Here is a 24,739-nt window from a genome sequence, read left to right as displayed (position 1 = left end):
ACCGAACACCGCTCCGTCCCGGTCGGCCAGCAGGGCCGCCCGGCCCGGCGGGAACGAGATGGGCCCCACCGCGGTCGTACCCCCGCGCTCCTGACTACGGGACACCGTCTCGTCCGCACTCGCCACCGCGAAATACGGCGTCCACGCGACGGCCGTGTTCACCCCGAAGTTCACCTCCGAGATCCCTGCGACCGGGACCCGCCGCACGCTCGCGACCCGGTACTGGTCGCCCAGCGTGCGGCCCCTGCGCCACTCCCAGCCCAGCACGGCGTGGTAGAAATCCTGCGCGGCCCGCAGATCGCGCGTGGTCAGACTCGCCCAGCAGGGTGCTCCGAACACCGAGTGACTGGCGGTGACCTCACCGTGCAGTGCTGCGTCGCTCTTCATCGTCGTACCGCCTGACCTGCCTGACACCACTGTCCTCATGGGGCGTGGATCGACCCCGGACTCGGTGGTCGCCCAAGAGCCGGGTCCCCCTTCGAACGCGCGGCAACCTCTGTACCGCGCGCACCGCGCAGCGACCGACGCCAGACGAGTCGAACTGCCTGCCGTGGCGCGCAACAGACCGAGGCGGTCGGGGCTGTCCCGACCGCCTCGATTCGGCTCACGCAGCCAAACCACAGGTGGTGCCGCCCGACGAGATCTTCGGACTCGGCGTTCGCTCGGCTCGGTGCGTCCCGTCGAATGTGTCGCCGGAGCGAGCAGTCCTACCGGCCGGTCTTCTTCACACGGTCCGCCGCCTTTTCCGCGGTCTCCTGCGCCTTACCGCCGATCTGTTCACCACGGCCCTCGGCCTGCATGCCCTCGTCGTCCATGGCCTTGCCAGTGGTCTCTTTCATCTTTCCTTTGACCTGCTTGGCCTTTGCCTTCGCCTTGCTCATGACTCGTTGCCCTCCAATGAGGATCGAATTGGTGCTTAAACCATGCGCTGGGCACGACTGCTCCGCAACCGAGCCACAAGGCGGTCGCGCAGCCGTGTCCGCGAAATGCGGCAGCACCAAGAAATGCCAGGACGAAACAGATCGAGGGCGAGATGAGGGAGGCCCCTCGGCAAAGTCCTCGGCTACCAATCCAGGCAGCTGCCCGGCCGGCGAACAGGATCTCGCTTTGAGGCTGTGCAGTGAGTTCGGTGAGTGGGGCTGTCTCCTCTGTTCCTGACCCGATCGGGTGAAGGCGGGCCTTGGTCAGCGGGTCGAGTCCCATATAACAGCGACCCTCACTTGTAACTTCCAAGACGGCACGCGGAGCGTCAGCCGGGCGGCTCGTCGGGCACGGGATGCTCCGGCCGTCGGCTGCCCGAGCGCGGGGCGCCCCTCCGGCCGGTGCCGGCCTCATCCGTATCGGGAATCTCCAGGTCTGGCTGCTCCTCGGTGGCGGACCGTGTCGGGACGCCGACGGCATCCCAGGGGTCCTCGTCGGCGGTGGCCTGCTGATCGGGCGGATCCCTGGGTACCGGCTTCGGTATCGGCTCCCCGCTGGTCCCAGGGGCTTCCAGGCGGCGCTCGTGCACGGCGTTCTCGCTTCCTCACGCAGGGGCAGTGGTGTGAGTCGCAGGTACCCCGGCGGACGACGATGATGCCGTTGATCGGGGCCCCGCACCGAGACTGGTCGGCGGCCGCGCAGAACGCGTTGACCAGTTCTCTCTCGGTCGTGCGCGACCGCCCCTCGATGCCGAGGTTCTTCCGCCTCTGCGGGGAGGTCGCTCTTGGTGCCCTCTCAGAGCAAGACGGCCGGGTACCGACGAGGGCGGAACCGAGTAGGTGGTCGCCGTCGGCGAAGAACTCCGCGCCGGTCGAGTCGGGTGTGCCTCTGCGACCATGGCAGGGGGCACAGCAACCACCGGCGCTCCGCGTGATGGTGCTGCGATGGGGTGCCGGTCTCCATCGTCGAGGCGTCACAGCTCGTCGGCATCGTAATGTGTGCCCTGTGAATCTCCAGGAGTTGCTCGACAAGCAGGACTTCTATGACGCACCGGCTGTGGTAGCAGGACTTTCCGCAGCCAGGGTCCGAAGTGTGGCTGCTCGTGGGGCAGTTCGAGTGAGCCCGGACTCGTGCTTTCGCATCGCGTCGCTGACGAAGGTCTTCACCTGCACCACGCTCGTGAAGACCATGCGAGACAACTCCATCCCTCTGGGCACACCCGTCATCGAGTTGCTTCCATACCTCGCCCCTGACTGGCGAGCCGATGTGCGCCTCACCGTCGAGCACATCCTCGGGCAGGTCTCGGGGCTGCGCGAGTCCGTGGACTCGACCGCCCTGGCCCCTCTGGGCGACGGACCGCATGCGCTCCAAGAGGCGGCCCAGCTCGTCGTGGGCACAGGGAACGAACGCGAGCCCGGGACCCGCTGGTCCTACTACAACGGCAACTACATCCTGGCCGGTGCGGTCCTCGCCGCCCTCAGCGGCACTTCGTACGAGAGGGCGTTGGAGAAGACGCTGCTTGGCCCGTGGAATCTCTCTCGAACGAGTTTCGACGCACCGTGCGATGCGACCACCGGTTGGGACGGACCGACCGAGCTTCAACTACTCGGCTATCCGCGTTCGCGCCGCCCCAGCGGAGGCCTGTGGTCGTCCGTCCCGGACCTCCTGGCCGTGGGCGAGGGACTGCTCGCTGATCGGGCCCTTCTGGACGACATCCGCCGGCCCCGCACCACGCCGGACGATCCCATGGTCTATGGGCTCGGATGGGCGCTTGGCCCTTCAGGCCAGATGTATCTCAACGGACGGCTGCCGGGCTATCGCGCAGCGATGCTTCTGGTCCCCGACAAGGACTACGTGAGTGTTGTCGTCACCAACCAGCAGCACGCCCTCCCCGCCACGGCAAGAGTCCTCAGCGACATGCAGCAGTCCTTGACCAACGACGACCTGGCAACAGCCATCGACCGTTTTGCTGCCTGAACGGTCGCAGGAACGCATCCGTACGCCGCGGCGGGCGGCACCTGCCGCCCGCCGCCATGTGGACTTCGTGGTCAGCCCGCCGCGCGAGCGGCCAAGACCTTCCCCGGCCGCGCCACCTCGGCCAGGAACGGAGGCAGGTGCATGTGCACGCGTATCTGCGCGCACATGCGAACTGATCTGCGTTGCCCCTTTTGAAGCAGCAGTCGACGTTCAACGACATCGTGCTCTCCCCTGCCCCGCACGCCGTCACCTACTCGGCGGCGAGCCATGCAGGCGCAGACCCACGCTGAAGACTTGAGTGTGCCGTCACCACACCTCGGGGCCGCCGCCGTACCACTCGATGACCGGTGAGTCCGCCACATCGATCTCATCCAAGCCCACCCAGCCTGCCCGCCGCATGATCTCGGCCAAGCCACGCAGACTGGACGCCGCCCCCACAGGCTCCCCGTCCACGCGTACTTGGCGCCCCTCCCCCTTGACGGGCGGGCAAACGGTCACGGAACGCTCGGTCATTCGGCAAGCATCGCCCGCAACCACACGCCGCGCATCCGGACGTAGGACGCGGAGCTGTGCCGGACACCGCGCTGCTTGCAGGAGGACGCCGATCACGGTGCTGCGCTGTGCTCCGCGACAAAACGCTGAGAGAGGACGACTTCTCAGTGAACGAGCGCCTTGCGCAGCCCGGACGTCGATGCATCGGCCCACGCAGTCGGCAGTTCCCGTTCACGGCCTTCGGCCACGGCTTGCTCCTGGCCGTACAACAAGCCCCAGGTAAAACCTGGCTCTCCCGCCGCCTGCGCCGCCAGAGCCAGGTGTCGCAGGGCGTCCCGCGCAACGACAGTGTCCTGATGGTTCCCGAGCACCTTCTGTACGGCCTTGACGCGCTTACCGAGCCGCTTGGCGGGTTTGCCGAGCGAGGCGCGCGCCGGTTCGGTTGCGTACCGCGCTTTCTTCGCCGCCTTGCGGGCCTGACGGAGGGCCGCGTCGCGTTCCGACCCCGGGGAGAGCTCCAGCGCGTGTGCCACCCGGCCGGCCAGTTGGTCGTACTCCTTGAGGATTGCCTTGACCATGACCTTCTCCGGCTTGCGAGCGGCCTTACGACGCAGCGGGGGCTGCTGCGTGAGCGTGGCCAAGGAATTGAGGAGCACCAGGTAACGGGGTGAGACCAGGGCGTCGAGAGTGCGCTGCCGCGCCTCGGAGGTACAGGAGACGTTCCACACCTGCAACCTGGCTTCGACGGGCCCAAGGACCAGCTCCGGGGGCGAGGCTCCGATGCGCACGCCGAGCCGTTCCATGAGGACCTCCTGGTCGCGTTCGGCACCCAGCTCGCCGCCCAGCCACTTGAGCTCCTCCCGGATCGGATCGGTGACCTCACGCTCCAGCACCGCCCGGTAGGAGCGCAGGGTGCTGCGCAGTCGGCGGCAGGTGACGCGCATCCTGTGCACCGAGTCCGGCAGGCCTCGGCGTACCGCGGGATCGAGGTCCACCAGGGCGTGCACCTGTCCGTCCACATACCGGAGGACCTCTTCCGCGGTCGAGCCGGGTACGACGATCTCGGCACGTGCGTCCGGCAGACGCGACGCTCCCGTTCCTGTTTCCTCCAGGGCCCGGCTCAGCTTGGACGGACTACTCACGCGGTCGATGCCCTTCTCGCGCAGCGCCTTGTCCACGAGGTCGAGCAGCAAAGGATCGGCGTCCTCGGTGAGTTCGACCTCCATCTCAGTCCATGAGGCCGGTGTGGTCGTGGCCAGAAGGGACTCCGCGCGGACCTTGTCGAGGCTCAGCTCGGCGAGGACCGCGCCTTCGGAATCGACGAGGCGCCGCGTGCTGCGAGTGGACCGGATACGGACGACTGGCCTCAGCTCTACCCCTCGGGTGCGAGAAAGGGCCAGGGCACGCAGGGCGTCCGGAACCGTGTCGGACAACGGGGCCTGCACTTCCTCCCGGCTGTCTCCGGACATGGGCAGTTTGAGGTGCCAGCCGGCATCAGCCCCACCGGTCCTTCGTCGGAGCGTTGCCGACGCTCCGACCAGGCGCAGGTCGTCAGTGTCGTAGTACACGGCGTCCAGTTCGTCGAGACCCTTTCCCACGACCGAAGCGATGCCGTCCACGCTGGTGAGGTCCGGCAGCCACGAGGTGTCATTGGCCGGCGGAGCTTCGTACTTTCGCTCTGTCTCTCGCTTCGTATGGGTCATACCGGGCGCGTGCACGCCTCAGCGCCGCTCAAACACTCGTGAGGCAACACATGCAGCCTCCGACAGGAGGCCCGGCCGAGGACCGCGCCCAAGGCCATGGTCGTGAAGGGCGTTTGCCGGTGCTCTGGGCACTCATACCATGGCGGGTCGGGCGGCGATACGCGTCACCGTGACCGCGACGGTGACCGGCTCCGCAACGCCGTGGGTGGCGAGGTGGGAGCTCACGGCGGTCCGTACCCGGTCGTGGACGTTCCTGGCGGTGTCCAGGGCTCGGTGGCCCTCGGCCAGGACGCACCGCACCTCGATGCGCCATCCCGAACCGTCCGGCGCCCGGTCGGCGCGGATGCCCGCCTCGGGCGGCATGCCGTGCGGTGCTGTGTCCGTCCGGGTAGGCGCGGCGGCTGCCGCGAGGCAGTGGGCCAGGCGGGGTTGCAGACCGGCCACGCCGGGAACGGCGAGGGCTGCCTCGGCCGCGACGCCGAGGAGCGCGGTCGTGCCGGTGGCGGTCATCACGTGCCCCCGCCCGTAGGGTCGCCGGGGCCCAGGGGTGGCCACGACTCCAGTACGTCGACCACGGTGATGTCGACGGCCGTCACGGCCAGACCCAGGTCCCGTCCGGCCGAGTCGAGGACCGATTGGCGTACCTGATCGACCCGGTCGGGCAGCGGGCGGTCGAGGGCAGCGGCCAGGGCCATGGTCACCCGCACGTCGGCGCCCTCGCCCGCAGGTACGAGCCGGCAGGTTGCGGCCCTCACACCAGGGACCAGGTCCGCGGCCTGCCGCAGTACCTTCGCGGCAGCGCTCTCGGCGATCCGTAGCTCCCGGTCCGGGTCGGCCAGGGGCAGCAGCCGACCGAGCCGGATCTCTGCCCTGACGACGTTCATGACACGGTCGGCGAGCGCCTGCAGGCCGGGAGGGTCTTCCGCACGCAGCGCCTGGGCGGCCGCGTTCACCGTGGCCAGTCCCTCGACCGCCTCGCGGCAGTGAGGACAGGTCACCGTGTGCGGGTCCGCGACCGGCGCAGCGTCCCGTGCCTGTTCCCAGACCCGGCTGAGCAGGCGGCCGCAGGGCAGTACCTCATCACCCGCGAACGGGGGCACGCCGGCGTCAATGGGGCTGGTGCGGGGCCCGTCGGCATCGGGCGGTTCGGACGGCCGGGCCTGCGGGTCGTCTAGCGCCATGGGCCCATCGCCTCCTGCAGGGATCGGCGTGCTCTGAACAGTCTGCCGCGCACCGTCTGCTCACTGGTCCGTGTCACGTGGGCGATCTCGTTGTAGGGCAGGCCCTGCAGTTCACGCAGGATCCAGCAGATCCGCTGGCCGGCGTCCAGCTCGGCGAGCGCGCGGGACAGGGCCTCGGTGGCCGCGTCCTGCTCGGCGGACCGGGCGGGCTGGCTTCTCGCGTCGCCCGTAGCGGGTTCGGCGACGGTGTCCAGGGGGAGGGGCGGTGGTCGGCGCCGCCGTCGCATGGTCAAGCAGCGGTTGATGGTGATCCGGTACATCCAGGTACTGAATTCCGCACTGTGACGGTACTCCGGTAGACGCCGCCAGGCGCTGACGAAGGCGTCCTGAACGGCCTCTTCAGCGTCCTGGGGGTTGCCGAGCATGCCACGGGCCAGAGCCAGGAGGGACCGGTTGTGCCGCTGGACGAGAACGGCGAAGGAGTCTTCGTCTCCCTCGGCCGCCCGCACGGCAAGCACTCCGTCCGGCAGGTCGCATCCCAGCTGTGGGGAAGCAGTACGTTGAATCATGACGCTCTCGCAGGGGGCTCGGAAAGAGCGTGTACCCCCACCACGCCTGTGTGATGCACGTCACACGCCACGTCTGTGAGAGGTACGCCGCCCCGGGTGTCCAACCTCTTGAGAGACACCACGCAGGTGTCACACCGAGCCACTCGAGGCGACCGCCATGACGGACAACATCACCAGCGTCGGCGGGGGCAGCCGGCCCGACACGAGCGTGAGCGCGCTGAAGGGCCGTACCGGGGCCGGAGCACCGGCCGAGACACGGGGGAAGACCACCATCGCGGACGGTGTGGTGGCCAAGATCGCGGGCATGGCCACACGCGAGGTACCGGGCATCCACAGCATGGGAGCGGGAATGGCCCGCGCCTTCGGCGCCATGCGCGAACGCGTCCCCGGCGGAGGCGGAGGCGTCACGCGCGGGGTGAAGGTCGAGGTCGGCGAGCGCCAGGCCGCGGTGGACCTGGACGTCGTCGTCGAGTACGGCGTCTCCATCGTCGACGTCGCCGGCGCCGTACGCACCAACGTGATCAGCGCCCTGGAACGAATGACGGGACTGGAGGTCGTCGAGGTGAACATCGCCGTCGACGACGTCCACCTCCCCGACGAGGAGGAAGAGGCCGAACGGGACGAGGGCCGCGTGCGGTGACCGACCGCCGTGACCACGGCCATGCCCTGGGCATGAGCGGGTGCTCACACGGACGATCACGTTCGCAAGACGGGTGAGTGCAAGATGAACGCAGCAACGACGGGCCTCGCGGCCGGCATGGCCCTGGGCTTCGCCGGATACTTCGGAGGCTTCTGGGCATTCCTGCTCGTTCTGGTTCTGGGTGCGGTGGGGCTGATCGTCGGCCTCGTCGTGCAGGGCGACCTCGACCTCCACAGGCGGAGGCAGCGGTGAGTACCCGGCCCGGTTCCCAACCCCCTGGCGAAGGGCCCGGCCCACCGGGGCGATCCGCCGACCTGCCGCCTCCGGCCGAACGGGGTGCCACCGTCATCCCGGACAGGGTGGTCGCCCGTATCGCCGCCAGGGCCGCACGCACAGCCCAGTCCCGGCGCGCCGCCATACCGCCCGACCGGAGCGGGCCGGCGGCACCCAGCGCCTCCGCAGCCGTCCGTACCGGATCGGTGCGCCTGCACCTGGCCATGGACCTGCCCTACCCCACCGACATCCCCCATGTCTGCGAGCGGATCCAGCACGACGTCGCCGAACGGGTGACTCAGCTGACCGGCTTGGAGGTGGGAGAGGTCACCCTCACCGTCCGGCGGCTGGTGACCGCCGCCGACGCGAGCCGGGGACGGGTCCGATGAGGCGCCACGCGGCCCGGACCGCCGGGCACGCCGCGCAGAAAGGAGGACCGGAATGACACCCGACCCGGACCCTCCCGCACGCAGCTCCACGCCATCCGCGCGCCGTGGCACCGTGTCCATGACGAAGGAGCTTGAGGAGACGGAGGAGCCGAGAGAGCCCGGTCCACCCGAACACGACGCGCCCCTTCCGCCGGACTTGGCGACGGGCGAGCACGACAGACGGCACCGGACCCACCGCCCGTGGTCCGCGCGCCGCATTCCGGCCGCACTGGTCGCCTCGGTGATTCTCGTGGCAGCGGCCGCGGCGCTGTTCGACGTCGTCGCCGTACGAGCGGGACGCCCCGCGGCAGCCTGGCGACGGCACCTGGCCGACGAATTGGCCACCCGCCCCTTGGACGACGTGTGGGTGCTCACGGGGGCCGTTGTGGCCGCCGCCCTCGGCATCTGGTTGATCGTCCTGTCCCTCACCCCGGGCCTACGCCACTGGCTGCCCCTGCGCTCCCCCGCGCCCGGGCTGCGGGCCTCCCTGGACCGCGACGGCGCCGCCGACCTGCTGCGCGACGCCGCCATGCGGGTCCCGGGAGTCAGCACGGCTCGCGTCCGGGTGCGCCGCCACCGCGTCAAGGCCCGCGCGGACGTCCGCTTCCGCGACCCCCAGCAGGTGAAGGACGACCTCACCGCCGTCCTCGACGAGGAGCGCGATCAGCTCGTCCTCGCCCGACCTCCCCGCATCGTCGTACGAGTGCGGCGACGCACCGACTGAGCGAAATCCCCCCACACCGGAGCCCACACCATGACGCCGCGAACCGTACTCAACCGCGGTCTGCTGGCCCTCGCCGGACTGGTACTGCTCGGCGGCGGTCTGCTGATTCTCTTCGCCGGGCTCGACATCTACCGGCGACACGATCTGGTCCCACCCGTCGGCTGGCCCCTGACCACCCCGCACGACGTCCTGCTCGGCTCCGCCGACCGGGCCCGCTGGAGCAGTCAGGGCTGGTGGTGGTGGCCCGCCGTCATCGCCGCCCTCATCCTCGTCGCCCTGCTCGCCCTGTGGTGGCTGCTCGCCCAACTGCACCGACGCCACCCCGGAGCACTGCCCGTCGGCGGCACGCCTCCGCAGGAAGGCGTCGAACTGCGCGACCACGCGCTCAGCGACGCGATCGCCGCCGAAGCCGGTGCCCTGCCGGGGGTTGAACACGCAACCGTGCACATCACTGGTCGGCCTGCCCACCCCCGCACCCACGTCACGCTTACTCTCACCCCCCAGGGTGCACCCGGCGCCGCGCTGGCCGCCTTGTGGGAAGGCCCGCTCCGTACCGCTCGTCGGTCCACCGGCTCCCCCGGCACCGCCCACATGCACACCGACGTCCGCCTCCAGGTCGCCCACGACAAACCGCACCGTGCCCAGTAAGGCAGGAGACCGACGGCCTGCCTCGACAGCGGATCCCGCTTGCAAGCACAAGGTGCTCCCGGTTGCCGGGCCCCGCGGGCAGGCGCACGGTGAACAGAGATGTGTCGGTCCTGGACGGGCCGCGTTTCCCAGCGTCTTCGAGAGGACGGCGATTCGGATGGCCAAGGCCAAGGCCAATACGAAGGTGGATCAGATCAGGGGCAAGATGAAGGAGACTCTCGGCAAGGCCCTGGGGGACTCATCAATGCAGCAGGCTGGGCGTGGGGAACAGCTGCGCGCCAAGGCACATGAGATGACGGAAAAGGCGGCAGGCCACCTCCGTAAGCGGAGCGGGAGCGGGCACTGATCGAGGACGCGTACGGCTGATCCGCACCTTCGGGGTGTCGTGTCGTCAAGGTCGATACCGCGCCGGGCGCGGGTGATCGCGAAGTAGTTCGAGCGACGCACCCGCGCCCGTCCGATGACTTCTCCAACCGGTCGCCCACTCTGGCCAGAAGACGAGGTCTGAGAGTCCGGGAACGCGAGCCGACCAACTCTCGGGGCTGGTCACGCCGAGGGGAGTCGCAGGGCTCGGGCCGCGTCAGCCCTCGTCCTCGTCGTCCTCCTCTTCCTCCTCGGCGTACTCGTCCTCTGGCCCCTCTTCGTCGTACTCCTCTTCTTCCTCTTCTTCGTCGGGCGCATCTTCATCGGGCGCCTCTTCGTCGTATTCCTCCTGCTCCTCGTCCTCCCCTGCCGCTTCCTCCTCTTCCAGTGCTTCCTCGTGGCTGCGGATCACCTCGCCGTCGCGGATCTCTCCGCGCCAGCCCTCGACTTCCTCGTCGGCGAACGTGACGTAGCGCTGGAAGTTCTTGAAGTCCAGCCGCAATCGGCGTCCTTGGGCGCGCCACAGGTTGCCCGTCTTCTCGAAGAGACCCGAAGGGTAGTACTCGACGACAAGCACGATCCGCGTCAGATCGGGCGTGAGTTCGTGGAAACTGACGCAGCCGTGAGTAGTGCCCTTCGCGCCCTCGGAGCTCCACACGATTCGCTCGTCCGGCACCTGTTCCTGAACCGTCGCCTTCCAACCGCGAGTCGAGGGGCCGACCTTCACCTTCCAGTCACTGGCGGTCTCGTCGTTCCGGGACACACTCCGTACGCCTTTGGTGAAGTCGCTGAACTCCTCATACTGGGTCCAGTAGTTGTACGCCACGCGGATCGGCACACCCACGTCCAGCACTTCAATGATGTTCATCACCTTGGTGCTGCCGGACTTGCCACCGCGTCCCCCGCCGAAAACGTTCTTGACCTTGTCCATCACATTGTCTTTGAGGCCCTTGGCCTTCTCACCGACGAACGCCTTCAAGGGGGAATCACCCTGGAGGATGCGTCCGCCGATGCCGAGAAGAGACCCGGACCCGCCGTTCTCGGCCGTGTCAAGGAGTTGGTCGGTGACATCCCCCAACTTTTCCCCGGCCTTGTCGACGAGATGTTCGACCTGAGCACCGAGGAAGTCGGTCAGTTCGTCGCGCAACATGTCGAGACCGGAGCCCTCTCCCCGGCCGGAGTCACGTTCTTTGTCGGCCATGACCTACCTCCGCCGCGCGGGAGTCTTCTTGGCAGTCGCCTTCTTCGCGGGGGCCGCCTTCTTGGACGGGGCCTTCTTCGCGGGCGCGCTCTTCGTCGGTGCCCTCTTCGCCGTCGTCTTCTTGGCAGGGGGCGGAGACTTCTTCGCTGTCTTCTTCGCCGGCGGCGACTTCTTGGCGGCAGTCTTCTTGGCCGCGGGCCTCTGCGCCGTCGACTTCTTGGCCGGTGGCCTCTGCGCCGCGGTCTTCTTCGCGGGAGCCTTCTTCTCGGGAGTCCTCCTCGCGGGAGTCCTCTTCCTCGCGGGAGCGGCTTCCTTGGCGGCCGGCCTACGGGGAGAGGGTTTGGCCGCGTGCTTCCTTCCCGCTACAGGGCGGCGACGACGCCGTGGCGGCTCCTCCTCAGCCTCTTCCTCTGGCTCTTCCTCCTCCGGTTCTTCTTCCTCTTCTTCCTCTTCCTCCTCCGCTTCTGCCTCCGGTTCTTCTTGCTCTGGTTCTTCTTCCTCCTCTTCCTCCTCCTCTTCTTCTTCGAATTCACCCTCAGGCTCTTCCTCGCCCTCTTCCTCCTCCGGTTCCTCCTCGCCCTCCGTCTCCTCCTCGTCTTCGTAGCGCTCCTCGCCCTCCTCCGGTTCCTCCTCGCCCTCTTCCTCCTCGCCCTTCTCCTCACCGATGCGCAGCGTGCGCTCATGGAGAGAATCGGCGAGGTCGGCGAGGCGCCGGTCGGCGGTGGCGGCCAGGGCTTTGCGTCCGGCGTCCAGCAGCTCGCCGCGCACCTGCTCGTTCAGCTCGGCGACTCCAGGAACGTCACTGAGTTTCTTCAGGCCGGTCGTCACCAACTGCTGCGGATCGAGCCCAAATCGGCGACCTGCCAGATAGGTTGCCAGCCCGAAGGCGAAACGGGCTTTCTTCGTACGTCCGAGCACATAGCCGGCTGCGACCGCGGCGGCAAGGCCGATCTTGGTCGTGTCGTTCATGAGGCATTTCCCTTCGGAAAGGGGAGATGAACACACTCGAATACGGGCCAACATCCCCTGCCCAACCAGTGATTGAGACAGAAGCGGATCGCACGCAACGCGTCTCTCGGCCCGCTGGGAGCACCCCGAACACGTCATGCGGCCCCACCGGGGCGGGTCCTCGCCCCACCGGGCAGGTTCGCTCAGAGCCATCCATGCCCGACGATATGTACCCCTATATGATGGAATTATAGTGTTCGTGCGTGGAGTATGGCGCGCGCTCCGACCACCGGAGAGACCATGGCCGCAGCAGAACCCCGGCGGCGATCCAGCAGCAGTAGCCGCAGCACGGACCGGGGCACCACAGGTGGCCCCCGGCGACGCTCCGGCAAGGGCAACGCAGCCTGGGCCATTCGTTCCGCCGTCGAACAACTTCAGGAGTTGCTCGGGCGGGCCCCCGAGTCCGTCTCGGCACTGAAATCCACCGAGGCCGGTTGGGAGGCCGACGTGGAGGTACTCGAACTGGAACGCGTCCCCGAAACCACGAGTGTGATGGCTACCTACCGAGTGACGCTGGACGACGAAGGCGACCTGGTGGAGTACCGAAGGACGCGCCGCTACAGCCGCGGCCAGATCGACCGGCTGGGCTGAGGCCGCAACGGCCATGAAGGGAGGCACCATGACGGTGGTGCCGCAGAGTGGAGGCGGTGTCGCGCGCGGTGGTGGCGGTGGCACCAGCCTCTACGACGTCTTGGAACTCATTCTCGATCGCGGGCTCGTCATCGATGTCTTCGTCCGCGTGTCACTGGTGGGGATCGAAATCCTCAAGATCGACGCTCGTATTGTCGTGGCCAGTGTCGACACCTATCTGCGCTTCGCCGAGGCATGCAACCGTCTCGACCTGGAGACCGGGAGGAAGGCACCCGCCCAGTTGACCGACATCGTCGGAGACACGGTGGAGAGCGGGGCCAAAGGCAAATCCAAGGGGGCCCTCTCCGGCGCGGCGGAAGCGGTCACCGACTCCCTCAAGGGGATCACCGGCCGTGACGACGGCGAAGAGGAGGAGGCCGAGGAAGAAGACGAGGGCAAGGAAAAGGAACCCGTGGAGAGGCGACGGCGGCCGGCTCGGCGCACCTCCCGACGTGAGCGCGAATAAGGCTCGCCCGGCGAGAAGGAATGAGCCATGGCCGTATACATCTACTCCATCACCGGCAAGCAGCACCCGCTCCGCCTCGACGGTCTCAGCGGAGTCGGTGAGTCACCGGCCGGCCTGCGGGCAGTGACGGCGGGAACGCTGTGCGCCGTGGTCAGCGACGCGCCAGAGGATCTACGCCCGAAGCGTCGCGACATCATCGCCCACCAGGAAGTGCAGAAGCGCCTCATGGCTGACGGCACCGTGCTCCCCATGCGGTTCGGCCTCATCGCCGAGAACGACGAGGCCGTCCTGCTGGCTCTGGAGCAGAATGCCGCGGACTATACGGACAGGCTTCAAGCGCTGGAGGGGTGCACCGAGTACCACCTCAAGGCGTCGCAGGACGAAGACGCGCTGCTGCGGCAGATCCTGCGGGAGTCGGACGTGGCGCGAGAGCTCAATGACGAGATCCGCGGCGGCACCGCCGCCCCCGACGCGTCACTGCGACTCGGTGAGCTGGTCGCCCAAGAAGTGCAGGCACGGCAAGAGGCGCTGGCGGCGGGTGTGGTCGAAGCACTGCGCCCCTTCGCCCGGACGCTTGAAACGTCCCAGCCCACGGGTTCGGACTTTCTCAACGTGTCGTTCCTGGTGATCGAGGACCAGGAAGACACGTTCCTGGCCTCGGAGTTGAGTGTCGCCCACCAGATGGGCGACGACTTCGACTTCCGGCTCAACGGCCCCCTGCCCCCCTACAGCTTCGTCTGAAGGAGTTCTCATGGGCCTGCTCACACAGCTCGTCACCCTTCCCCTGGCGCCCGTGCGCGGCGTCGTATGGGTCGTGGAGCGCGTCCGGGAGGAAGCCGAGAGCCAGTACTACGACCCCGCGCCGGTGCACCGCGAACTCGCCGAGCTCGAACGTCTCCTCGTCGCAGGCGACATCGACGAGGAGACGTTCGACCAGCGCGAGGACGAACTGCTCGACCGGCTGGAGGAGATCCGTGCCTATCGGCAGGGCTGACACTCCCGATCCGGCACGAGGGAATACGAGGCCGCAACCGTGACTGAACCCCTGGCCAACAGGCTTGGTTCCTATCCGTCCCGATCAGCGCCCCCCTACGCGCAGGGATCCTCCGCGAATCTCGCCGACATCCTTGAACGGGTACTCGACAAGGGCATCGTCATCGCAGGCGACATACAGATCAACCTTCTCGACATCGAGCTGTTGACCATAAAGCTGCGTCTCCTGGTTGCCTCCGTCGACAAAGCGAAGGAAATGGGCATCGACTGGTGGGAGCACGACCCCTCGCTGTCGTCTCGCAGCAGGGGTGAACAGTCACTGGCCGAGGAGAACCGCCGGTTGCGGGCCGAGATAGACGCCATCCGCCAGGCCAACGCGCTCCCCGAAAAGGAGGAAGCGCCGCAGGACACGGGCCGCCGTCGCCGGGGAAGTGCTCGCGATGAGTGACCTGCTGACATACGCGTATGCGGTGGTACGCAACGCCGAGGGACTGCGGGAAGCAACCGCGCCGCTCCGAGGCGTCGCCGAATCCCCGGTCAGCCTCCTCACCGACACCGGCGACGATCAGCTGGGGCTCGCGGTGAGCCATGTGCCCGGACAGGACTTCCAGGAGGACGCTCTCAAGCAGCATCTCGAGGACCTCGAGTGGCTGGAGGCGGTGGCCCGCGCCCACCACGGCGTCATCGAGGCCTTGGGCGAGCGCACCACCGTACTTCCGCTGCGCCTGGCAACCGTCTATCTCGACGACAACCGGGCGCGAGAGGTTTTGGAAGCCGGGCGGACCATGTTCGCGGGGCGCCTGGCTCGACTCTCCGAACATGTCGAATGGGGTGTCAAGATCTACGTCGAATCGTCTGCGGCCCTCGCGGAGCCGACTGTTCCCGCGGCAGACCTGACACCCGGGCGCGCCTATCTGCGTAACCGCCGGCAGCAGCAAAGTGTTCGCGACACCGTGTACCAGGCGGCGCAGAAGGCCGCCGAGCGCGTGGAGGCCGCGGGCCGCAGGCACGCCTCCGACCGTGTCCGGCATCGCGTACAGCAAGGCCTTCTCGCCGATGCGGCCGGCGCCGTCGGCGAGAACGTAGTGAATGACGCTTACCTTGTGCCCCTGAAGCGTTGCGACGGTTTCCTGGCGGACGTGGCGCATGCCGCTGACGGGCTGGACGGGGTGCGGGTCGAGGCCACCGGCCCCTGGGCTCCGTACTCCTTCGCCATGCCACTCGATGAATCCGGCGGTGCCGCAGCGGCAGAGGGAGCGCCCCCGTGATCACGCCTGGCCGTGCGCCCGAGGCGGAGCGTCTGCCTCAGCGGCAGGTCGCTCTCATCGACCTCTTGGACCGTCTTCTGAGCGGTGGGGTCGTCCTCACCGGTGACGTTGTGCTGTCCATCGCGGACATCGATCTCGTACGTATCTCGCTGCGTGCCCTGATCGTTTCCATCAGCGAGCAGAACCCCTCGCCATGGACGAGGACGAATCCGCCGCGAGGCGGCGACCATGACGGCTGAGGGAGAGAGACGACCGCCGAGCCGCGCCGACGAGGTCGCGGAGGCCGCCGCACGCGCGTTCCGGCTGCTGCCCGCCGCCCCACGCGACCTGGACCCGCCGGCCGGCAAGGGCTCGCGTTCCCCGGCCCGGCGGATCAGCTCCGACCGCGACACCGTCGAACGGGACCTCATGAAGCTCGTCCTCACTCTCGTGGAACTGCTGCGCCAGCTCATGGAACGACAGGCCCTGCACCGCGTCGACCAAGGAGACCTCACCGACGAACAGGAAGAACGCCTGGGAGCGACGCTCATGCTCCTCCACGACCGCATGAGCGACCTGTGCGCCCAGTACGGACTGACCATGGAGGACCTCAACCTCGATCTCGGGCCGCTGGGCACACTGCTGCCGCCTTCCGACTGAACCGCCGGCGACGCGGCAGCACCGAGAGCGAGTGCCCTCGGTCCAGCCGCGAAGAAGAGCGGCCATGCGAGACGTTCTGGATCACGGGTACCGCGTACGCATGGATTCCTGGTCGAAAGGACCGCCGTCACCGCCGAGCCGGGGCCCCATTTCGACGGCGATTGCTGAGTACTTGAGAAGTACAGGGCCGCCTCCCGACAATGGGTCGCTCGCAGACGCATCTCCCTTCGGTGACGACTGGCAGCTCGGCCTGTATCTCTGTCACGAGCTGCACTACCGGGGTTTCGCCGGCGTGGACGCCGCCCCTGAATGGGACCCCGAGCTCCTCAAGGCCCGGGCAGCCTTGGAGCTGCCCCTTCCTCAAGGCTCTGCGTCACCAGGCGACACGGCGTGAACGCGCCGCCAAGGCGCTCGATCCCTGATCCGGGCTGACGCTCCCCCCGGGCCCCGCCCTGCTCGAGAGCCGACTCGCAGCGTCCGGCACACGCACAAGACGCCCGGCGACCGTGCTCGGCAAGAAGCACACGCCGAACCATGCGGCGAGGACCGGCACCTTGCCGTGCGGCGGGACACCGAGGGCACGACCACCTGGTCCGAGCCGCTGCGCTGCCGTTCGCTGCCGGCGGCGCCTTGAGGCCGGCGACGCGTCAGGTATGGCGGGTTCCCTCGTGCTGCCGTTCCACGACCCTGGCCAGGCGGGCCAGCATGCCCCGGTGCCGAAGTTGCAGCAGCGCTTCGGTCGCAGGGTTGTGGAGAGCGCCGCCCGGACCTCGCAGGGGGTGCTCGTCGCAGACGACGAGGGTTTCCTCACCCCACGGCCGGAGCTGGAGGAAGATCCTCGCGGTGCCCAGTGGCTTGAACGAAGCCTCCAGTTCCAGCTCCCTGCCCGTTTCGCTGTGGCGGACGGTCGTGACCCCGTCCGAGGACCAAGGACCCAGCCGCAGGGTGTAGCGGATCCGGGAACCCACTTCGGGCCAGGCCTGGTCGAGGGGCGTGGACTCGGAGGGTCCCACCACCCACTCCCCGTACCGGGCCGGATCGGCAAGCACTGCCCACACCGCGTGCGGGGGACGACGAATCAGGTGATGACGAACAGCCATACGACAAAACCTCCTGCCGTATCGGAACGTGTGCAGCGTCCATCGCAGCGGGCGTACCTCCCTGGGTGGCGTCGCCCGCCGGAGACCGGCGGGGGCAGCAGCGAGGAGGGCGGAGGCAGGCCGTCGGCCAGTGATTCCTTCGTATGGCGGACGCACCCGCCGTCGGCGGTCTACTGGTCGGCGCTGGGAACCGCGAGGGGATCACCGGGGGCCTTCATCTTGGCCGCTTCCATCTGTTCGCCGAGTTCGGTGAGTCGGTTGCGGCCCATGGACTTGCGGACATCGGGGAACCACTCCTTCTCCTCTTCCTCGACGTGGTGGCGGACGTTCTCCATGAGGACGGTCATCTTGGCGTCGAAACGCTCATCGGCCGGGTCGAGGTCCTTGAGCTCGGAGAGCATCCACAGCACGACGTGGTGTTCCTCGACGCTTTCCAGGACGTCGTCCTTGGTGTCGGGATCCGCCTCGCGGGCGGCCGGGTAGAAGATCTTCTCCTCGATCCAGGTATGGGTGGTGAGTTCTTCGATCACCTGGTCGGCGATCTTCCGCTTCTCGGCATGGGAGCCGTCGCCGGCCTTCTCGAACTGCTTGAACAGCTTCTCCACCGTCTTGTGGTCTTCCTTGAGCAACACGATTCCGTCCACAGGTATCCCTCCGCATCGGCTTTCCCGGACGGCCCGTGCCGCCCAGGGGAACCGGGTACCCACTGCGGCCACGAACCTGCACAGACGAAAGCCCGGATGACCCGGAATGATGGCTCGAGCTTGAACCACTGGTAGCAACCACATCGACACAGGGAGCTCCGCAATCCGTGGACCTCACACAGTCCCTACCCAATGCAGGAAAAGAAGGCAGGCCAGGCCATGGCCAAGCAGCCGAAGTCATCCCAGCCCCCGCACGGTGAGGGCCCCAGCCGGCACAAAGGCACCCACCAGCACGGCTGGTCTCCGGACGTCGACGAGACCCGCCGGCAGGACAACCCGAGCGCCCACCGCTCGTTCCACCCCGACCAGCACGCTCCCGACAGGGGCCCCGGGCGCAAGGTCTCCAAAGAAGAGGCGGGGAATCCGCACGGCAGGCCCGTGAAGAGCACGAGCGACCGCGGAGAGGAACAGAGCAAAGCCCGCAGTGACGAAAGGGCATGCACGACACCGGCCCCAAGGGCCGCTCCCAGCGCCCCAGCGGAACCAGGGACGCATCCGCCACCACCGGCGTCGACCCTCAAGACCCGCAGGACCCGCCCGGCAGCCGCCGGGCCCGCTGACCTTCGCGCCCCGTCTCTCGTCGAGCTCTCGTCGAGGCGGGACGTCACCGCCAACAGGAGCAGTGACCGCCGTCCGGACGGCGCGGGGCGACCTTCCGGACTCCTCTGGCTTCAACGCCCTCTCCACCTGCTGGTACACCGGTAGCGCCTGAGCGATGCGGGCGAGCGGATTGACCGCCGGACTTCGGGACACACGCACGGTGTGCTGAAGATATTTCTGGTCGCCCTGCTCGGCTCGCTGGCGTTGGCCGGCTCGGCCACCGCCGTCCTGGTGTCACCCTGGTGGTGGGCCGCGGCCTGCCCCTTGCTCGTGCTCGCGCTCGTGGCCGTCCACGATCTCGTGCAGCGTCGGCATTCCGTCCTACGGAACTACCCGCTGCTGGGGCACCTCCGATTCGCGCTGGAGGCGCTGCGGCCAGAGCTCCAGCAGTACTTCATCGAGCGCAACTTCGACGGCCGCCCCTTCGACCGTGACACCCGCAGCATCGTCTACGAGCGCGCCAAGGGCACCGATGCCGAGGAACCGTTCGGCACCGAACTCGACCTGTACCGGATGGGGAGCGAATTCCTCACCCCGTCCATGGCACCCCGATCGGTGCGCAGCGAGGCGCCGCGTGTCCGAATCGGCGGACCCGAGTGCACTCAGCCCTACGACATGGCCCTGCTCAACGTCTCGGCGATGAGCTTCGGCTCGCTGTCGGCCAATGCCGTACTGGCTCTCAACACCGGCGCGCAGCTGGGCGGCTTCGCCCACGACACCGGCGAGGGCGGTCTGTCGGAGTACCACCTGCGCCCCGGCGGGGATCTCGTCTGGGAGATCGGCACCGGATACTTCGGCTGCCGGACCGACGACGGGGACTTCGACGAGCGACAGTTCGCCGAGAAGGCGGCGCACGAGCAGGTCAAGTGCGTGTCGCTGAAGATCAGCCAGGGCGCCAAGCCCGGCATCGGAGGAGTCCTGCCGGGCGCCAAGGTGAATGCGGAGATCGCCGCGGTCCGCGGCGTTCCGCAAGGGGAGACCGTCATCTCGCCGCCCTTCCACCGCGTCTACTCCACACCGCGCGAACTGGTGCGCTTCCTGGCCCGGATGCGCGAACTGGCCGACGGCAAACCCGTCGGGTTCAAGCTCTGCGTCGGCTCGCGCCATGAGTTCCTCGCCGTGTGCAAGGCGATGCTGGAGGAGGGCAGCGCACCGGACTTCATCATCGTCGACGGCGCGGAGGGCGGAACGGGCGCGGCGCCGCTCGAGTTCGCGGACAACGTCGGCCTGCCGCTGGGTGAGGGACTGATGGCCGTACACAACGCCCTCGTGGGCGTCGGGTTGCGCGACCGGATCCGGATCGGTGCAAGCGGCAAGGTCGCCACCGGCGGCGACCTCGTCAAACGCCTGCTCCAGGGAGCCGACTACACCAACTCCGCCCGCGCCATGATGTTCGCGATCGGATGTATCCAGGCCCAGCGCTGCCACACCAACGCCTGCCCCGTAGGGGTCGCCACCCAGGACGAACGGCGCGCCCGCGCCATTGATATTCCCGACAAGTCCCAGCGCGTACGGCGCTATCAGCAGGCAACGGTCAAGAGCGCTCTCCAGATCATCGCCTCGATGGGCGTCGACGACCCGCGCGGGCTGCGACCCCACATGCTGCTCCAGCGGGTGAACCCGCACACCGTCCGCTCCTACGCGGAACTCCACGAGTGGCTCGCCCCCGGACAACTGCTCGCGTCGGCGCCCTCCAGCTGGGCAGCCGACTGGAAGTCGGCAGACCCGGACCGCTTCACCCACTGAACCCGGCACTCATTCCGAGGGCCGCACCGGACCGAAGGGCACTCCCGTGGCACGAACCGTCGCCCGCGTGATCGTCGACGCACTCAAGGACCTGGGCGTCCAGCATGTCTTCGGAGTGGTCGGAGACGCCTTGAATCCTCTGACCGACGCGATCCGCACCACTGACGACCTGAACTGGGTCGGCTGCCGGCACGAAGAAGCCGCGGCCTTCGCCGCCGGAGCGCAGTCCCAGCTCTCGGGAACGCTCGGGGTGTGCATGGGAACGGTGGGACCGGGATCCGTACACCTTCTCAACGGGCTCTACGACGCGGCCAAGAGCCGTACCCCCGTCCTCGCGATCTGTGGTCAGGTTCCCCTGGCCGAGGTCGGCAGCGACTACTTCCAGGAAGTCGACAACGACCTGCTCTTCCGTGACGTGGCCGTCTACCGTGCCACCGTCTCCTCCCCCGACCAGATGCCGCGGATGCTGGAGTCCGCCGTACGTACGGCCGTCAGCCAAGGCGGAGTGGCAGTGCTCACCGTGCCCGGGGACCTGGGCGACCAGGAGCTGAGCGACGACCGGCCCGCCCGCTTCGCCCTCACCCGCCCCCTCACCCGCCCGGACGATCCGGCGCTCGCGGAAGCCGCCGAGCTCCTGAACGCCGCCGACCGCGTCACCCTGCTTGTCGGCCGCGGAGCGCGCGCCGCCCGCGCCGAGGTCCTTCGGACCGCCGAAGTGCTCGCCGCGCCGATGGTGCTCACCCTCAAGGCGAAGGAGGGGTTCGAGGGGGACAACGACTTCCAGGTGGGGCAGACCGGTCTGATAGGCAACCCCGCCGCTTCCCACGCGCTCGACAGCGGCGACGCGCTCCTGATGCTGGGTACCGACTTCCCGTACCGGGACTGGTATCCGAAGGGGTGCAAGGTCGTCCAGATCGACACCCGTGAGGAGCACTTGGGCCGCCGGGTTCCCGTGGACGTGGGTCTGACGGGTGATGTCGGCGCGACACTACGAGCCTTGCTCCCGCTGCTCAAGGCGGTCCCGGACCGCGGCCACCTGGACGACGCGCGGGAACGGTTCGCCCACTGGCAGGAAGGACAGCGGCGCCTGGCCGACCCCCGTCACGAGCGCCGCTGGACCGGGAAGCTGAGGGCTGCTCTGGACAACCGTGACCACGAGATCCGTCCCGAGGCGCTGGCCGCCGCGGTGGACGCCTACGCCGCCGAGGACGCCGTCTTCACCTCCGACACCGGAATGGCCACCGTCTGGCTGTCGCGCTTCGTCACCATGCGTGGCAGCAGGCGTCTGATCGGCTCGTACAACCTCGGTTCGATGGCCAATGCCATGCCCCAGGCCCTCGGGGCCCAGCTTTGGGCGCCCGATCGCCAGACCGTCGCCTTCTGCGGCGACGGCGGGCTGAGCATGCTGCTCGGCGACCTCATGACGGTCAGGACGTACCAACTGCCGGTGAAGCTCGTGGTCTTCGACAACCGCCGACTGGGGATGGTCAAACTCGAACAGGAGCAGGCCGGCCTGCCTGAATTCGGCACGGAACTCGACAACCCCGATTTCGCCGCAGTCGCCACCGCGCTCGGCCTCACCGGCATCCGCGTCACCGACCCGGCCGATCTCCACGACAGCGTGCGCCGGGCCCTGGACACCCCTGGGCCGGTCCTGCTGGATGTGCTGACCAACCCCGAGGAGGTGGCCGTGCCGGGCAAGCCGACCGTGGCACAGGGGTGGGGCTTCGCGATCGCCAAGGTCAAGGAGATTCTCCCGAGCCGCGAAGGCTGACCGGGAGCACGGTCCCGTGTCCGCGCCGGGCCAGGGAGACGGTGTGACTCACCGCCCGTGCGGTCAATTGACGGTCGAGTGCCGCCGAGCCACACCGGGACGTGCTTGTCGAAATCGGCATCGAAGTGGGCAACTGGCGCGACGGCGTGCGCGCCATCGGCGCCCTGATCCGGCGCCCCGTCACCACTGAAGCCACTCGGTCCCGGGAGGGGGCCGTAGAACCGTCTGCGAGGATGGGCGTATGACTGTGCGGAGCAGGAATCATGTGACGGTGACCGGCCAGTCCGGTCGCCCCGTGCTGATGCTGGCGCACGGGTTCGGGTGCGACCAGAACATGTGGCGGCTGGTCGTACCGCTTCTGGAGCGCGACTTCACCGTGGTGCTCTTCGACCACGTGGGAGCGGGGCGGTCCGATCTTTCGGCGTGGAGCACGGAGCGCTATTCCTCGTTGGAGGGATACGCCGATGACGTGCTGGAGATCTGCCGTGAGCTGTCGCTCGGGCCGGTGACCTTCGTGGGGCATTCGGTGAGCGCGATGATGGGCGTTCTGGCCGCGGCGCGGGAGCCGGAGGCCTTCGCCGGTCTGGTCCTGCTCGCCCCGTCGCCGTGTTTCATCGACGATCCGGCCGCCGGCTATCGGGGCGGGTTCAGTGCCGAGGACATCGATGAGCTCCTGGACTCACTGGATGCGAACTATCTGGGCTGGTCAGGTGCCATGGCGCCGGTGATCATGGGTAATCCCGAGCGCCCCGAACTCGGCGAGGAGCTCACCAACAGCTTCTGCCGGACCGATCCGGTCATCGCCCGGACCTTCGCCCGGGTGACCTTCCTGTCCGACAACCGCGACGACCTCGCCAAGGTCACCGTGCCCACTTTGGTCGCGCAGTGTTCCAGCGACGCGATCGCGCCCCCGGAGGTCGGAGCCTTCGTACAGGCGCAGATCCCCGGCAGCCGCCTGGTCACACTGAACGCGACCGGGCACTGCCCCCAGCTCGCCGCCCCGGAGGAGACGGCTGCCGCGATCATCGCCTTCGCAGGAGCGGGCCGATGATGCGCAAGGCCACTGACGGCGGGGGCAGCGAGAACCGTGACGACCACGCGGCGTTCTCCGCACTGCTGGAAGACAGCGCGGAAGACCTGTACGAGCGTGCGCCGTGCGGCTACCTCTCCACCCTGCTGGACGGCACGATCGCGAAGATCAACACGACGCTGCTCAACTGGCTTGGCCGCCAACGCGGCGACCTGGTGGGCCGCAAGACGTTCTCCGACCTGCTCACCGTGGGAGGCCGGCTCTACCACGAGACGCACTTCGCTCCGCTGCTGCGCATGCAGGGAGAGGTCAGCGGAATCGCTCTGGAACTCAAGACGGCCGACGGCAGCCGTCTGCCGGTACTGGTGACGTCCACGGTCAAGACCGGCAGCGACGGGCAGCCACTGCTGATCCGTACCACCGTCTTCGACGCACGCGACCGCCGCGCCTACGAAACCGAGCTGCTGCGCGCCCGGCAGGAGGCAGAACGCGAACGCGAAGAACTCAAGCGCCTCAACGCAACCCTGCAACGGACCCTCCTGCCCCCGGCCCTGGTGAATGTGCCCGGCTTGGATGTGGCCGCGCATTACCACATCGCCTCGACCGACAAGGTCGGCGGCGATTTCTACGACCTGTTCCCTCTCGCCTCCGGAACGTGGGGACTGTTCCTGGGCGATGTGTGCGGCAAGGGCGCGGCCGCAGCGGCCGTCACCTCCCTGGCCCGCTACACCCTGCGCGCCGCCGCCGTCTACGACCCCGACCCGGTCGCCGTCCTGAGCAACCTCAACACGGTTCTCAACCACGAGTACAACGGCCACGACCCGCGGTTCTGCACGGTCGTCTTCGGACTGCTCATCCCCGACACCGAACGAGGCGGCTTCCGCATCACCCTGGCCAGCGGCGGCCACCCCCCGGCCCTGCTCATGCGGGCCGACGGCAGTGCCGACTACCTGCCCACCCCCGGCGGGCAGCTCATCGGCGCCCTGCCTGACGCCCACATCGCCACCACCACCGTCCGCCTCGACCTCGGTGACACCCTGCTGCTCCACACGGACGGCCTCACCGAAGCACACACCGCCCAGATCACTGACGGCGACCGCTACGGTGACGACGCTCTTCTCGACTTCGCCCAGGCGCTGGCACCGACGACCGCCTCCGACGCCGTCGCCGCGGTCCGTGACCTGCTCGACACATTCGGCACCGGAGTGGACGACGACACCGCCGTGCTCGCCATCAGCGTGCCCCGGCCCACCAGTGAAGGGCAGCCGTGACCCAGCTGACCGTCCACACCCGCGCCACCCCCGCCGGGCCCGTCATCGAACTGTCCGGAGAGCTCGACAACGACAGCGCCCCCGACGTACGTACGCTCCTGCCCCGCCTCACACTCCTGGCGGGCCAGCAGCTCGTCATCGACCTGACCGGCATCACCTTCTGCGACTCCAGCGGCATCACCGTCCTGATCGCCGCCCGCAATCACGCCCTCGCCGCCCAGGCGAGCATCGCTCTGGCAGCGATCCCCGGCCGCGTCAGCCGAATGCTCCACATCGTCGGGCTGGACCAGGTCTTCCCCACCCACCCCACCGCACAAGCAGCCGAAGCAGCCTGGACACCACCCACCCCCACCTCTGAATGAGCACATGCGGCGGGTTCATATGTCGCGC

The 24,739-nt window shown here is 68.3% G+C and carries 31 protein-coding genes and 1 pseudogene; 21 read left to right on the top strand and 11 right to left on the bottom strand.

The window, feature by feature from the left end; all coding sequences use genetic code 11:
* The 3 genes from AQJ27_RS48885 to AQJ27_RS48880 all read right to left on the bottom strand — a co-directional run.
* A partial coding sequence (locus tag AQJ27_RS48885) for a VOC family protein (protein ID WP_167552161.1) occupies window positions 1-387 on the bottom strand: 387 nt, incomplete at its 3' end.
* Between the two features lie 320 nt (window positions 388-707).
* The gene (locus tag AQJ27_RS54145; protein WP_079065889.1) at window positions 708-881 is read right to left on the bottom strand and encodes a CsbD family protein; all 174 of its coding nucleotides are present in this window, start codon (window positions 879-881) and stop codon (window positions 708-710) included.
* 368 nt (window positions 882-1,249) lie between these two features.
* The gene (locus AQJ27_RS48880; RefSeq protein ID WP_067385001.1) at window positions 1,250-1,510 is read right to left on the bottom strand and encodes a hypothetical protein; all 261 of its coding nucleotides are present in this window, start codon (window positions 1,508-1,510) and stop codon (window positions 1,250-1,252) included.
* A gap of 62 nt (window positions 1,511-1,572) precedes the next feature.
* Here AQJ27_RS48880 and AQJ27_RS54140 point away from each other — a divergent pair, with 62 nt between their 5' ends.
* Window positions 1,573-2,898 carry a serine hydrolase gene (locus AQJ27_RS54140; protein ID WP_079065888.1) on the top strand — a complete coding sequence of 442 codons (1,326 nt, stop codon included), beginning with the start codon at window positions 1,573-1,575 and terminating at the stop codon, window positions 2,896-2,898.
* 656 nt (window positions 2,899-3,554) lie between these two features.
* Here the strand turns inward: AQJ27_RS54140 and AQJ27_RS48865 are convergent.
* From AQJ27_RS48865 to AQJ27_RS48850, 4 genes are all read right to left on the bottom strand, one after another.
* Window positions 3,555-5,093 carry a CYTH and CHAD domain-containing protein gene (locus AQJ27_RS48865; RefSeq protein WP_067384996.1) on the bottom strand — a complete coding sequence of 513 codons (1,539 nt, stop codon included), beginning with the start codon at window positions 5,091-5,093 and terminating at the stop codon, window positions 3,555-3,557.
* Between the two features lie 132 nt (window positions 5,094-5,225).
* Entirely contained in the window at window positions 5,226-5,603 is a 378-nt protein-coding gene (locus AQJ27_RS48860; protein WP_067384993.1) for an Asp23/Gls24 family envelope stress response protein, read from the bottom strand.
* Entirely contained in the window at window positions 5,603-6,274 is a 672-nt protein-coding gene (locus AQJ27_RS48855) for an Asp23/Gls24 family envelope stress response protein (RefSeq protein ID WP_067384990.1), read from the bottom strand. Before AQJ27_RS48855 ends, AQJ27_RS48860 begins: the two co-directional genes overlap by 1 nt.
* Window positions 6,265-6,843, bottom strand: coding sequence for an RNA polymerase sigma factor (locus AQJ27_RS48850; RefSeq protein WP_201264514.1), 579 nt, complete (start codon window positions 6,841-6,843; stop codon window positions 6,265-6,267). The genes AQJ27_RS48855 and AQJ27_RS48850 overlap by 10 nt, the downstream gene beginning before the upstream one ends.
* A 157-nt stretch (window positions 6,844-7,000) precedes the next feature.
* On the opposite strand from AQJ27_RS48850, the gene AQJ27_RS48845 reads away from it, so the two are divergent.
* From AQJ27_RS48845 to AQJ27_RS48825, 6 genes are all read left to right on the top strand, one after another.
* Complete coding sequence (locus AQJ27_RS48845) at window positions 7,001-7,483, top strand: Asp23/Gls24 family envelope stress response protein (protein WP_067384987.1); 483 nt, start codon at window positions 7,001-7,003, stop codon at window positions 7,481-7,483.
* Between the two features lie 84 nt (window positions 7,484-7,567).
* A complete protein-coding gene (locus AQJ27_RS57720) occupies window positions 7,568-7,735 on the top strand; it encodes a hypothetical protein (protein ID WP_167552160.1) in 168 nt (55 codons plus the stop codon).
* Window positions 7,732-8,145 carry an Asp23/Gls24 family envelope stress response protein gene (locus AQJ27_RS48840; RefSeq protein ID WP_079065887.1) on the top strand — a complete coding sequence of 138 codons (414 nt, stop codon included), beginning with the start codon at window positions 7,732-7,734 and terminating at the stop codon, window positions 8,143-8,145. The genes AQJ27_RS57720 and AQJ27_RS48840 overlap by 4 nt, the downstream gene beginning before the upstream one ends.
* Before the next feature lie 118 nt (window positions 8,146-8,263).
* A complete protein-coding gene (locus AQJ27_RS48835) occupies window positions 8,264-8,908 on the top strand; it encodes a DUF6286 domain-containing protein (RefSeq protein ID WP_235613985.1) in 645 nt (214 codons plus the stop codon).
* A 30-nt stretch (window positions 8,909-8,938) separates the two neighbouring features.
* Window positions 8,939-9,556 (top strand): hypothetical protein, encoded by a 618-nt coding sequence (locus AQJ27_RS48830; RefSeq protein WP_067384982.1) that lies wholly within the window; start codon window positions 8,939-8,941, stop codon window positions 9,554-9,556.
* A 157-nt stretch (window positions 9,557-9,713) separates the two neighbouring features.
* Window positions 9,714-9,902, top strand: coding sequence for a CsbD family protein (locus AQJ27_RS48825; protein ID WP_067384979.1), 189 nt, complete (start codon window positions 9,714-9,716; stop codon window positions 9,900-9,902).
* A gap of 234 nt (window positions 9,903-10,136) precedes the next feature.
* Here the strand turns inward: AQJ27_RS48825 and AQJ27_RS48820 are convergent, their stop codons facing one another.
* Together AQJ27_RS48820 and AQJ27_RS58200 are read right to left on the bottom strand one after the other, a co-directional pair.
* The gene (locus AQJ27_RS48820; RefSeq protein WP_067384976.1) at window positions 10,137-11,120 is read right to left on the bottom strand and encodes an SRPBCC family protein; all 984 of its coding nucleotides are present in this window, start codon (window positions 11,118-11,120) and stop codon (window positions 10,137-10,139) included.
* 3 nt (window positions 11,121-11,123) lie between these two features.
* A complete protein-coding gene (locus AQJ27_RS58200) occupies window positions 11,124-12,089 on the bottom strand; it encodes a histone protein (protein WP_159064645.1) in 966 nt (321 codons plus the stop codon).
* Window positions 12,090-12,368: 279 nt separating this feature from the next.
* On the opposite strand from AQJ27_RS58200, the gene AQJ27_RS48810 reads away from it, so the two are divergent.
* From AQJ27_RS48810 to AQJ27_RS48775, 8 genes are read left to right on the top strand one after another with little or no spacing between them, the layout of a single operon-like run.
* On the top strand, window positions 12,369-12,719 hold the full coding sequence (locus AQJ27_RS48810; protein WP_067385024.1) for a gas vesicle protein GvpO: 351 nt from the start codon (window positions 12,369-12,371) through the stop codon (window positions 12,717-12,719).
* A 28-nt stretch (window positions 12,720-12,747) separates the two neighbouring features.
* Window positions 12,748-13,224 carry a gas vesicle structural protein GvpA gene (locus tag AQJ27_RS48805; RefSeq protein WP_067384970.1) on the top strand — a complete coding sequence of 159 codons (477 nt, stop codon included), beginning with the start codon at window positions 12,748-12,750 and terminating at the stop codon, window positions 13,222-13,224.
* A 27-nt stretch (window positions 13,225-13,251) separates the two neighbouring features.
* Window positions 13,252-13,965, top strand: coding sequence for a GvpL/GvpF family gas vesicle protein (locus AQJ27_RS48800; protein ID WP_067384967.1), 714 nt, complete (start codon window positions 13,252-13,254; stop codon window positions 13,963-13,965).
* A 10-nt stretch (window positions 13,966-13,975) separates the two neighbouring features.
* A complete protein-coding gene (locus AQJ27_RS48795) occupies window positions 13,976-14,218 on the top strand; it encodes a gas vesicle protein GvpG (protein ID WP_067384964.1) in 243 nt (80 codons plus the stop codon).
* 39 nt (window positions 14,219-14,257) lie between these two features.
* Window positions 14,258-14,665 (top strand): gas vesicle protein, encoded by a 408-nt coding sequence (locus AQJ27_RS48790; RefSeq protein ID WP_067384961.1) that lies wholly within the window; start codon window positions 14,258-14,260, stop codon window positions 14,663-14,665.
* On the top strand, window positions 14,658-15,485 hold the full coding sequence (locus tag AQJ27_RS48785; RefSeq protein WP_067385021.1) for a GvpL/GvpF family gas vesicle protein: 828 nt from the start codon (window positions 14,658-14,660) through the stop codon (window positions 15,483-15,485). The genes AQJ27_RS48790 and AQJ27_RS48785 overlap by 8 nt, the downstream gene beginning before the upstream one ends.
* The gene (locus AQJ27_RS48780) at window positions 15,485-15,724 is read left to right on the top strand and encodes a gas vesicle protein (RefSeq protein ID WP_067385018.1); all 240 of its coding nucleotides are present in this window, start codon (window positions 15,485-15,487) and stop codon (window positions 15,722-15,724) included. Before AQJ27_RS48785 ends, AQJ27_RS48780 begins: the two co-directional genes overlap by 1 nt.
* Window positions 15,714-16,124: a gas vesicle protein K gene (locus AQJ27_RS48775; protein ID WP_067384958.1), complete on the top strand. Its 411-nt coding sequence runs from the start codon at window positions 15,714-15,716 to the stop codon at window positions 16,122-16,124. Before AQJ27_RS48780 ends, AQJ27_RS48775 begins: the two co-directional genes overlap by 11 nt.
* A 647-nt stretch (window positions 16,125-16,771) precedes the next feature.
* Here the strand turns inward: AQJ27_RS48775 and AQJ27_RS48770 are convergent.
* Window positions 16,772-17,224, bottom strand: coding sequence for an SRPBCC family protein (locus AQJ27_RS48770; protein ID WP_067384955.1), 453 nt, complete (start codon window positions 17,222-17,224; stop codon window positions 16,772-16,774).
* 170 nt (window positions 17,225-17,394) lie between these two features.
* Window positions 17,395-17,868: a hemerythrin domain-containing protein gene (locus AQJ27_RS48765; protein WP_067384952.1), complete on the bottom strand. Its 474-nt coding sequence runs from the start codon at window positions 17,866-17,868 to the stop codon at window positions 17,395-17,397.
* Between the two features lie 219 nt (window positions 17,869-18,087).
* On the opposite strand from AQJ27_RS48765, the pseudogene AQJ27_RS61130 reads away from it, so the two are divergent.
* From AQJ27_RS61130 to AQJ27_RS48740, 6 genes and pseudogenes are all read left to right on the top strand, one after another.
* Window positions 18,088-18,488 (top strand): annotated as a pseudogene (locus AQJ27_RS61130) (hypothetical protein).
* Window positions 18,489-18,690: 202 nt separating this feature from the next.
* Complete coding sequence (locus AQJ27_RS48760) at window positions 18,691-20,274, top strand: FMN-binding glutamate synthase family protein (protein WP_067384949.1); 1,584 nt, start codon at window positions 18,691-18,693, stop codon at window positions 20,272-20,274.
* 46 nt (window positions 20,275-20,320) lie between these two features.
* Window positions 20,321-22,048 (top strand): thiamine pyrophosphate-dependent enzyme, encoded by a 1,728-nt coding sequence (locus tag AQJ27_RS48755; RefSeq protein ID WP_067384946.1) that lies wholly within the window; start codon window positions 20,321-20,323, stop codon window positions 22,046-22,048.
* Window positions 22,049-22,289: 241 nt separating this feature from the next.
* A complete protein-coding gene (locus AQJ27_RS48750) occupies window positions 22,290-23,099 on the top strand; it encodes an alpha/beta fold hydrolase (RefSeq protein WP_067384943.1) in 810 nt (269 codons plus the stop codon).
* Window positions 23,099-24,349 (top strand): SpoIIE family protein phosphatase, encoded by a 1,251-nt coding sequence (locus AQJ27_RS48745; RefSeq protein ID WP_067385015.1) that lies wholly within the window; start codon window positions 23,099-23,101, stop codon window positions 24,347-24,349. Before AQJ27_RS48750 ends, AQJ27_RS48745 begins: the two co-directional genes overlap by 1 nt.
* Window positions 24,346-24,711: an STAS domain-containing protein gene (locus AQJ27_RS48740; RefSeq protein ID WP_067384940.1), complete on the top strand. Its 366-nt coding sequence runs from the start codon at window positions 24,346-24,348 to the stop codon at window positions 24,709-24,711. The genes AQJ27_RS48745 and AQJ27_RS48740 overlap by 4 nt, the downstream gene beginning before the upstream one ends.
* Window positions 24,712-24,739: the final 28 nt, after the last annotated feature.

Source organism: Streptomyces olivochromogenes, assembly GCF_001514115.1.
Taxonomy (GTDB): Bacteria; Actinomycetota; Actinomycetes; order Streptomycetales; family Streptomycetaceae; genus Streptomyces; species Streptomyces olivochromogenes.
The sequence above is the reverse complement of the archived record's forward strand: the minus strand, read 5'-3'. Positions and strand labels throughout refer to the sequence as shown.

Bases quoted from the DNA above. Each gene is read 5' to 3' on its own strand.
- AQJ27_RS54145 (WP_079065889.1), bottom strand. From the start codon at position 881: ATGAGCAAGGCGAAGGCAAAGGCCAAGCAGGTCAAAGGAAAGATGAAA.
- AQJ27_RS54140 (WP_079065888.1), top strand. From the start codon at position 1,573: ATGATGCCGTTGATCGGGGCCCCGCACCGAGACTGGTCGGCGGCCGCG.
- AQJ27_RS48865 (WP_067384996.1), bottom strand. From the start codon at position 5,093: ATGACCCATACGAAGCGAGAGACAGAGCGAAAGTACGAAGCTCCGCCG.
- AQJ27_RS48860 (WP_067384993.1), bottom strand. From the start codon at position 5,603: ATGACCGCCACCGGCACGACCGCGCTCCTCGGCGTCGCGGCCGAGGCA.
- AQJ27_RS48855 (WP_067384990.1), bottom strand. From the start codon at position 6,274: ATGGCGCTAGACGACCCGCAGGCCCGGCCGTCCGAACCGCCCGATGCC.
- AQJ27_RS48850 (WP_201264514.1), bottom strand. From the start codon at position 6,843: ATGATTCAACGTACTGCTTCCCCACAGCTGGGATGCGACCTGCCGGAC.
- AQJ27_RS48845 (WP_067384987.1), top strand. From the start codon at position 7,001: ATGACGGACAACATCACCAGCGTCGGCGGGGGCAGCCGGCCCGACACG.
- AQJ27_RS57720 (WP_167552160.1), top strand. From the start codon at position 7,568: ATGAACGCAGCAACGACGGGCCTCGCGGCCGGCATGGCCCTGGGCTTC.
- AQJ27_RS48835 (WP_235613985.1), top strand. From the start codon at position 8,264: ATGACGAAGGAGCTTGAGGAGACGGAGGAGCCGAGAGAGCCCGGTCCA.
- AQJ27_RS48830 (WP_067384982.1), top strand. From the start codon at position 8,939: ATGACGCCGCGAACCGTACTCAACCGCGGTCTGCTGGCCCTCGCCGGA.
- AQJ27_RS48825 (WP_067384979.1), top strand. From the start codon at position 9,714: ATGGCCAAGGCCAAGGCCAATACGAAGGTGGATCAGATCAGGGGCAAG.
- AQJ27_RS48820 (WP_067384976.1), bottom strand. From the start codon at position 11,120: ATGGCCGACAAAGAACGTGACTCCGGCCGGGGAGAGGGCTCCGGTCTC.
- AQJ27_RS58200 (WP_159064645.1), bottom strand. From the start codon at position 12,089: ATGAACGACACGACCAAGATCGGCCTTGCCGCCGCGGTCGCAGCCGGC.
- AQJ27_RS48810 (WP_067385024.1), top strand. From the start codon at position 12,369: ATGGCCGCAGCAGAACCCCGGCGGCGATCCAGCAGCAGTAGCCGCAGC.
- AQJ27_RS48805 (WP_067384970.1), top strand. From the start codon at position 12,748: ATGACGGTGGTGCCGCAGAGTGGAGGCGGTGTCGCGCGCGGTGGTGGC.
- AQJ27_RS48800 (WP_067384967.1), top strand. From the start codon at position 13,252: ATGGCCGTATACATCTACTCCATCACCGGCAAGCAGCACCCGCTCCGC.
- AQJ27_RS48795 (WP_067384964.1), top strand. From the start codon at position 13,976: ATGGGCCTGCTCACACAGCTCGTCACCCTTCCCCTGGCGCCCGTGCGC.
- AQJ27_RS48785 (WP_067385021.1), top strand. From the start codon at position 14,658: ATGAGTGACCTGCTGACATACGCGTATGCGGTGGTACGCAACGCCGAG.
- AQJ27_RS48775 (WP_067384958.1), top strand. From the start codon at position 15,714: ATGACGGCTGAGGGAGAGAGACGACCGCCGAGCCGCGCCGACGAGGTC.
- AQJ27_RS48770 (WP_067384955.1), bottom strand. From the start codon at position 17,224: ATGGCTGTTCGTCATCACCTGATTCGTCGTCCCCCGCACGCGGTGTGG.
- AQJ27_RS48750 (WP_067384943.1), top strand. From the start codon at position 22,290: ATGACTGTGCGGAGCAGGAATCATGTGACGGTGACCGGCCAGTCCGGT.
- AQJ27_RS48745 (WP_067385015.1), top strand. From the start codon at position 23,099: ATGCGCAAGGCCACTGACGGCGGGGGCAGCGAGAACCGTGACGACCAC.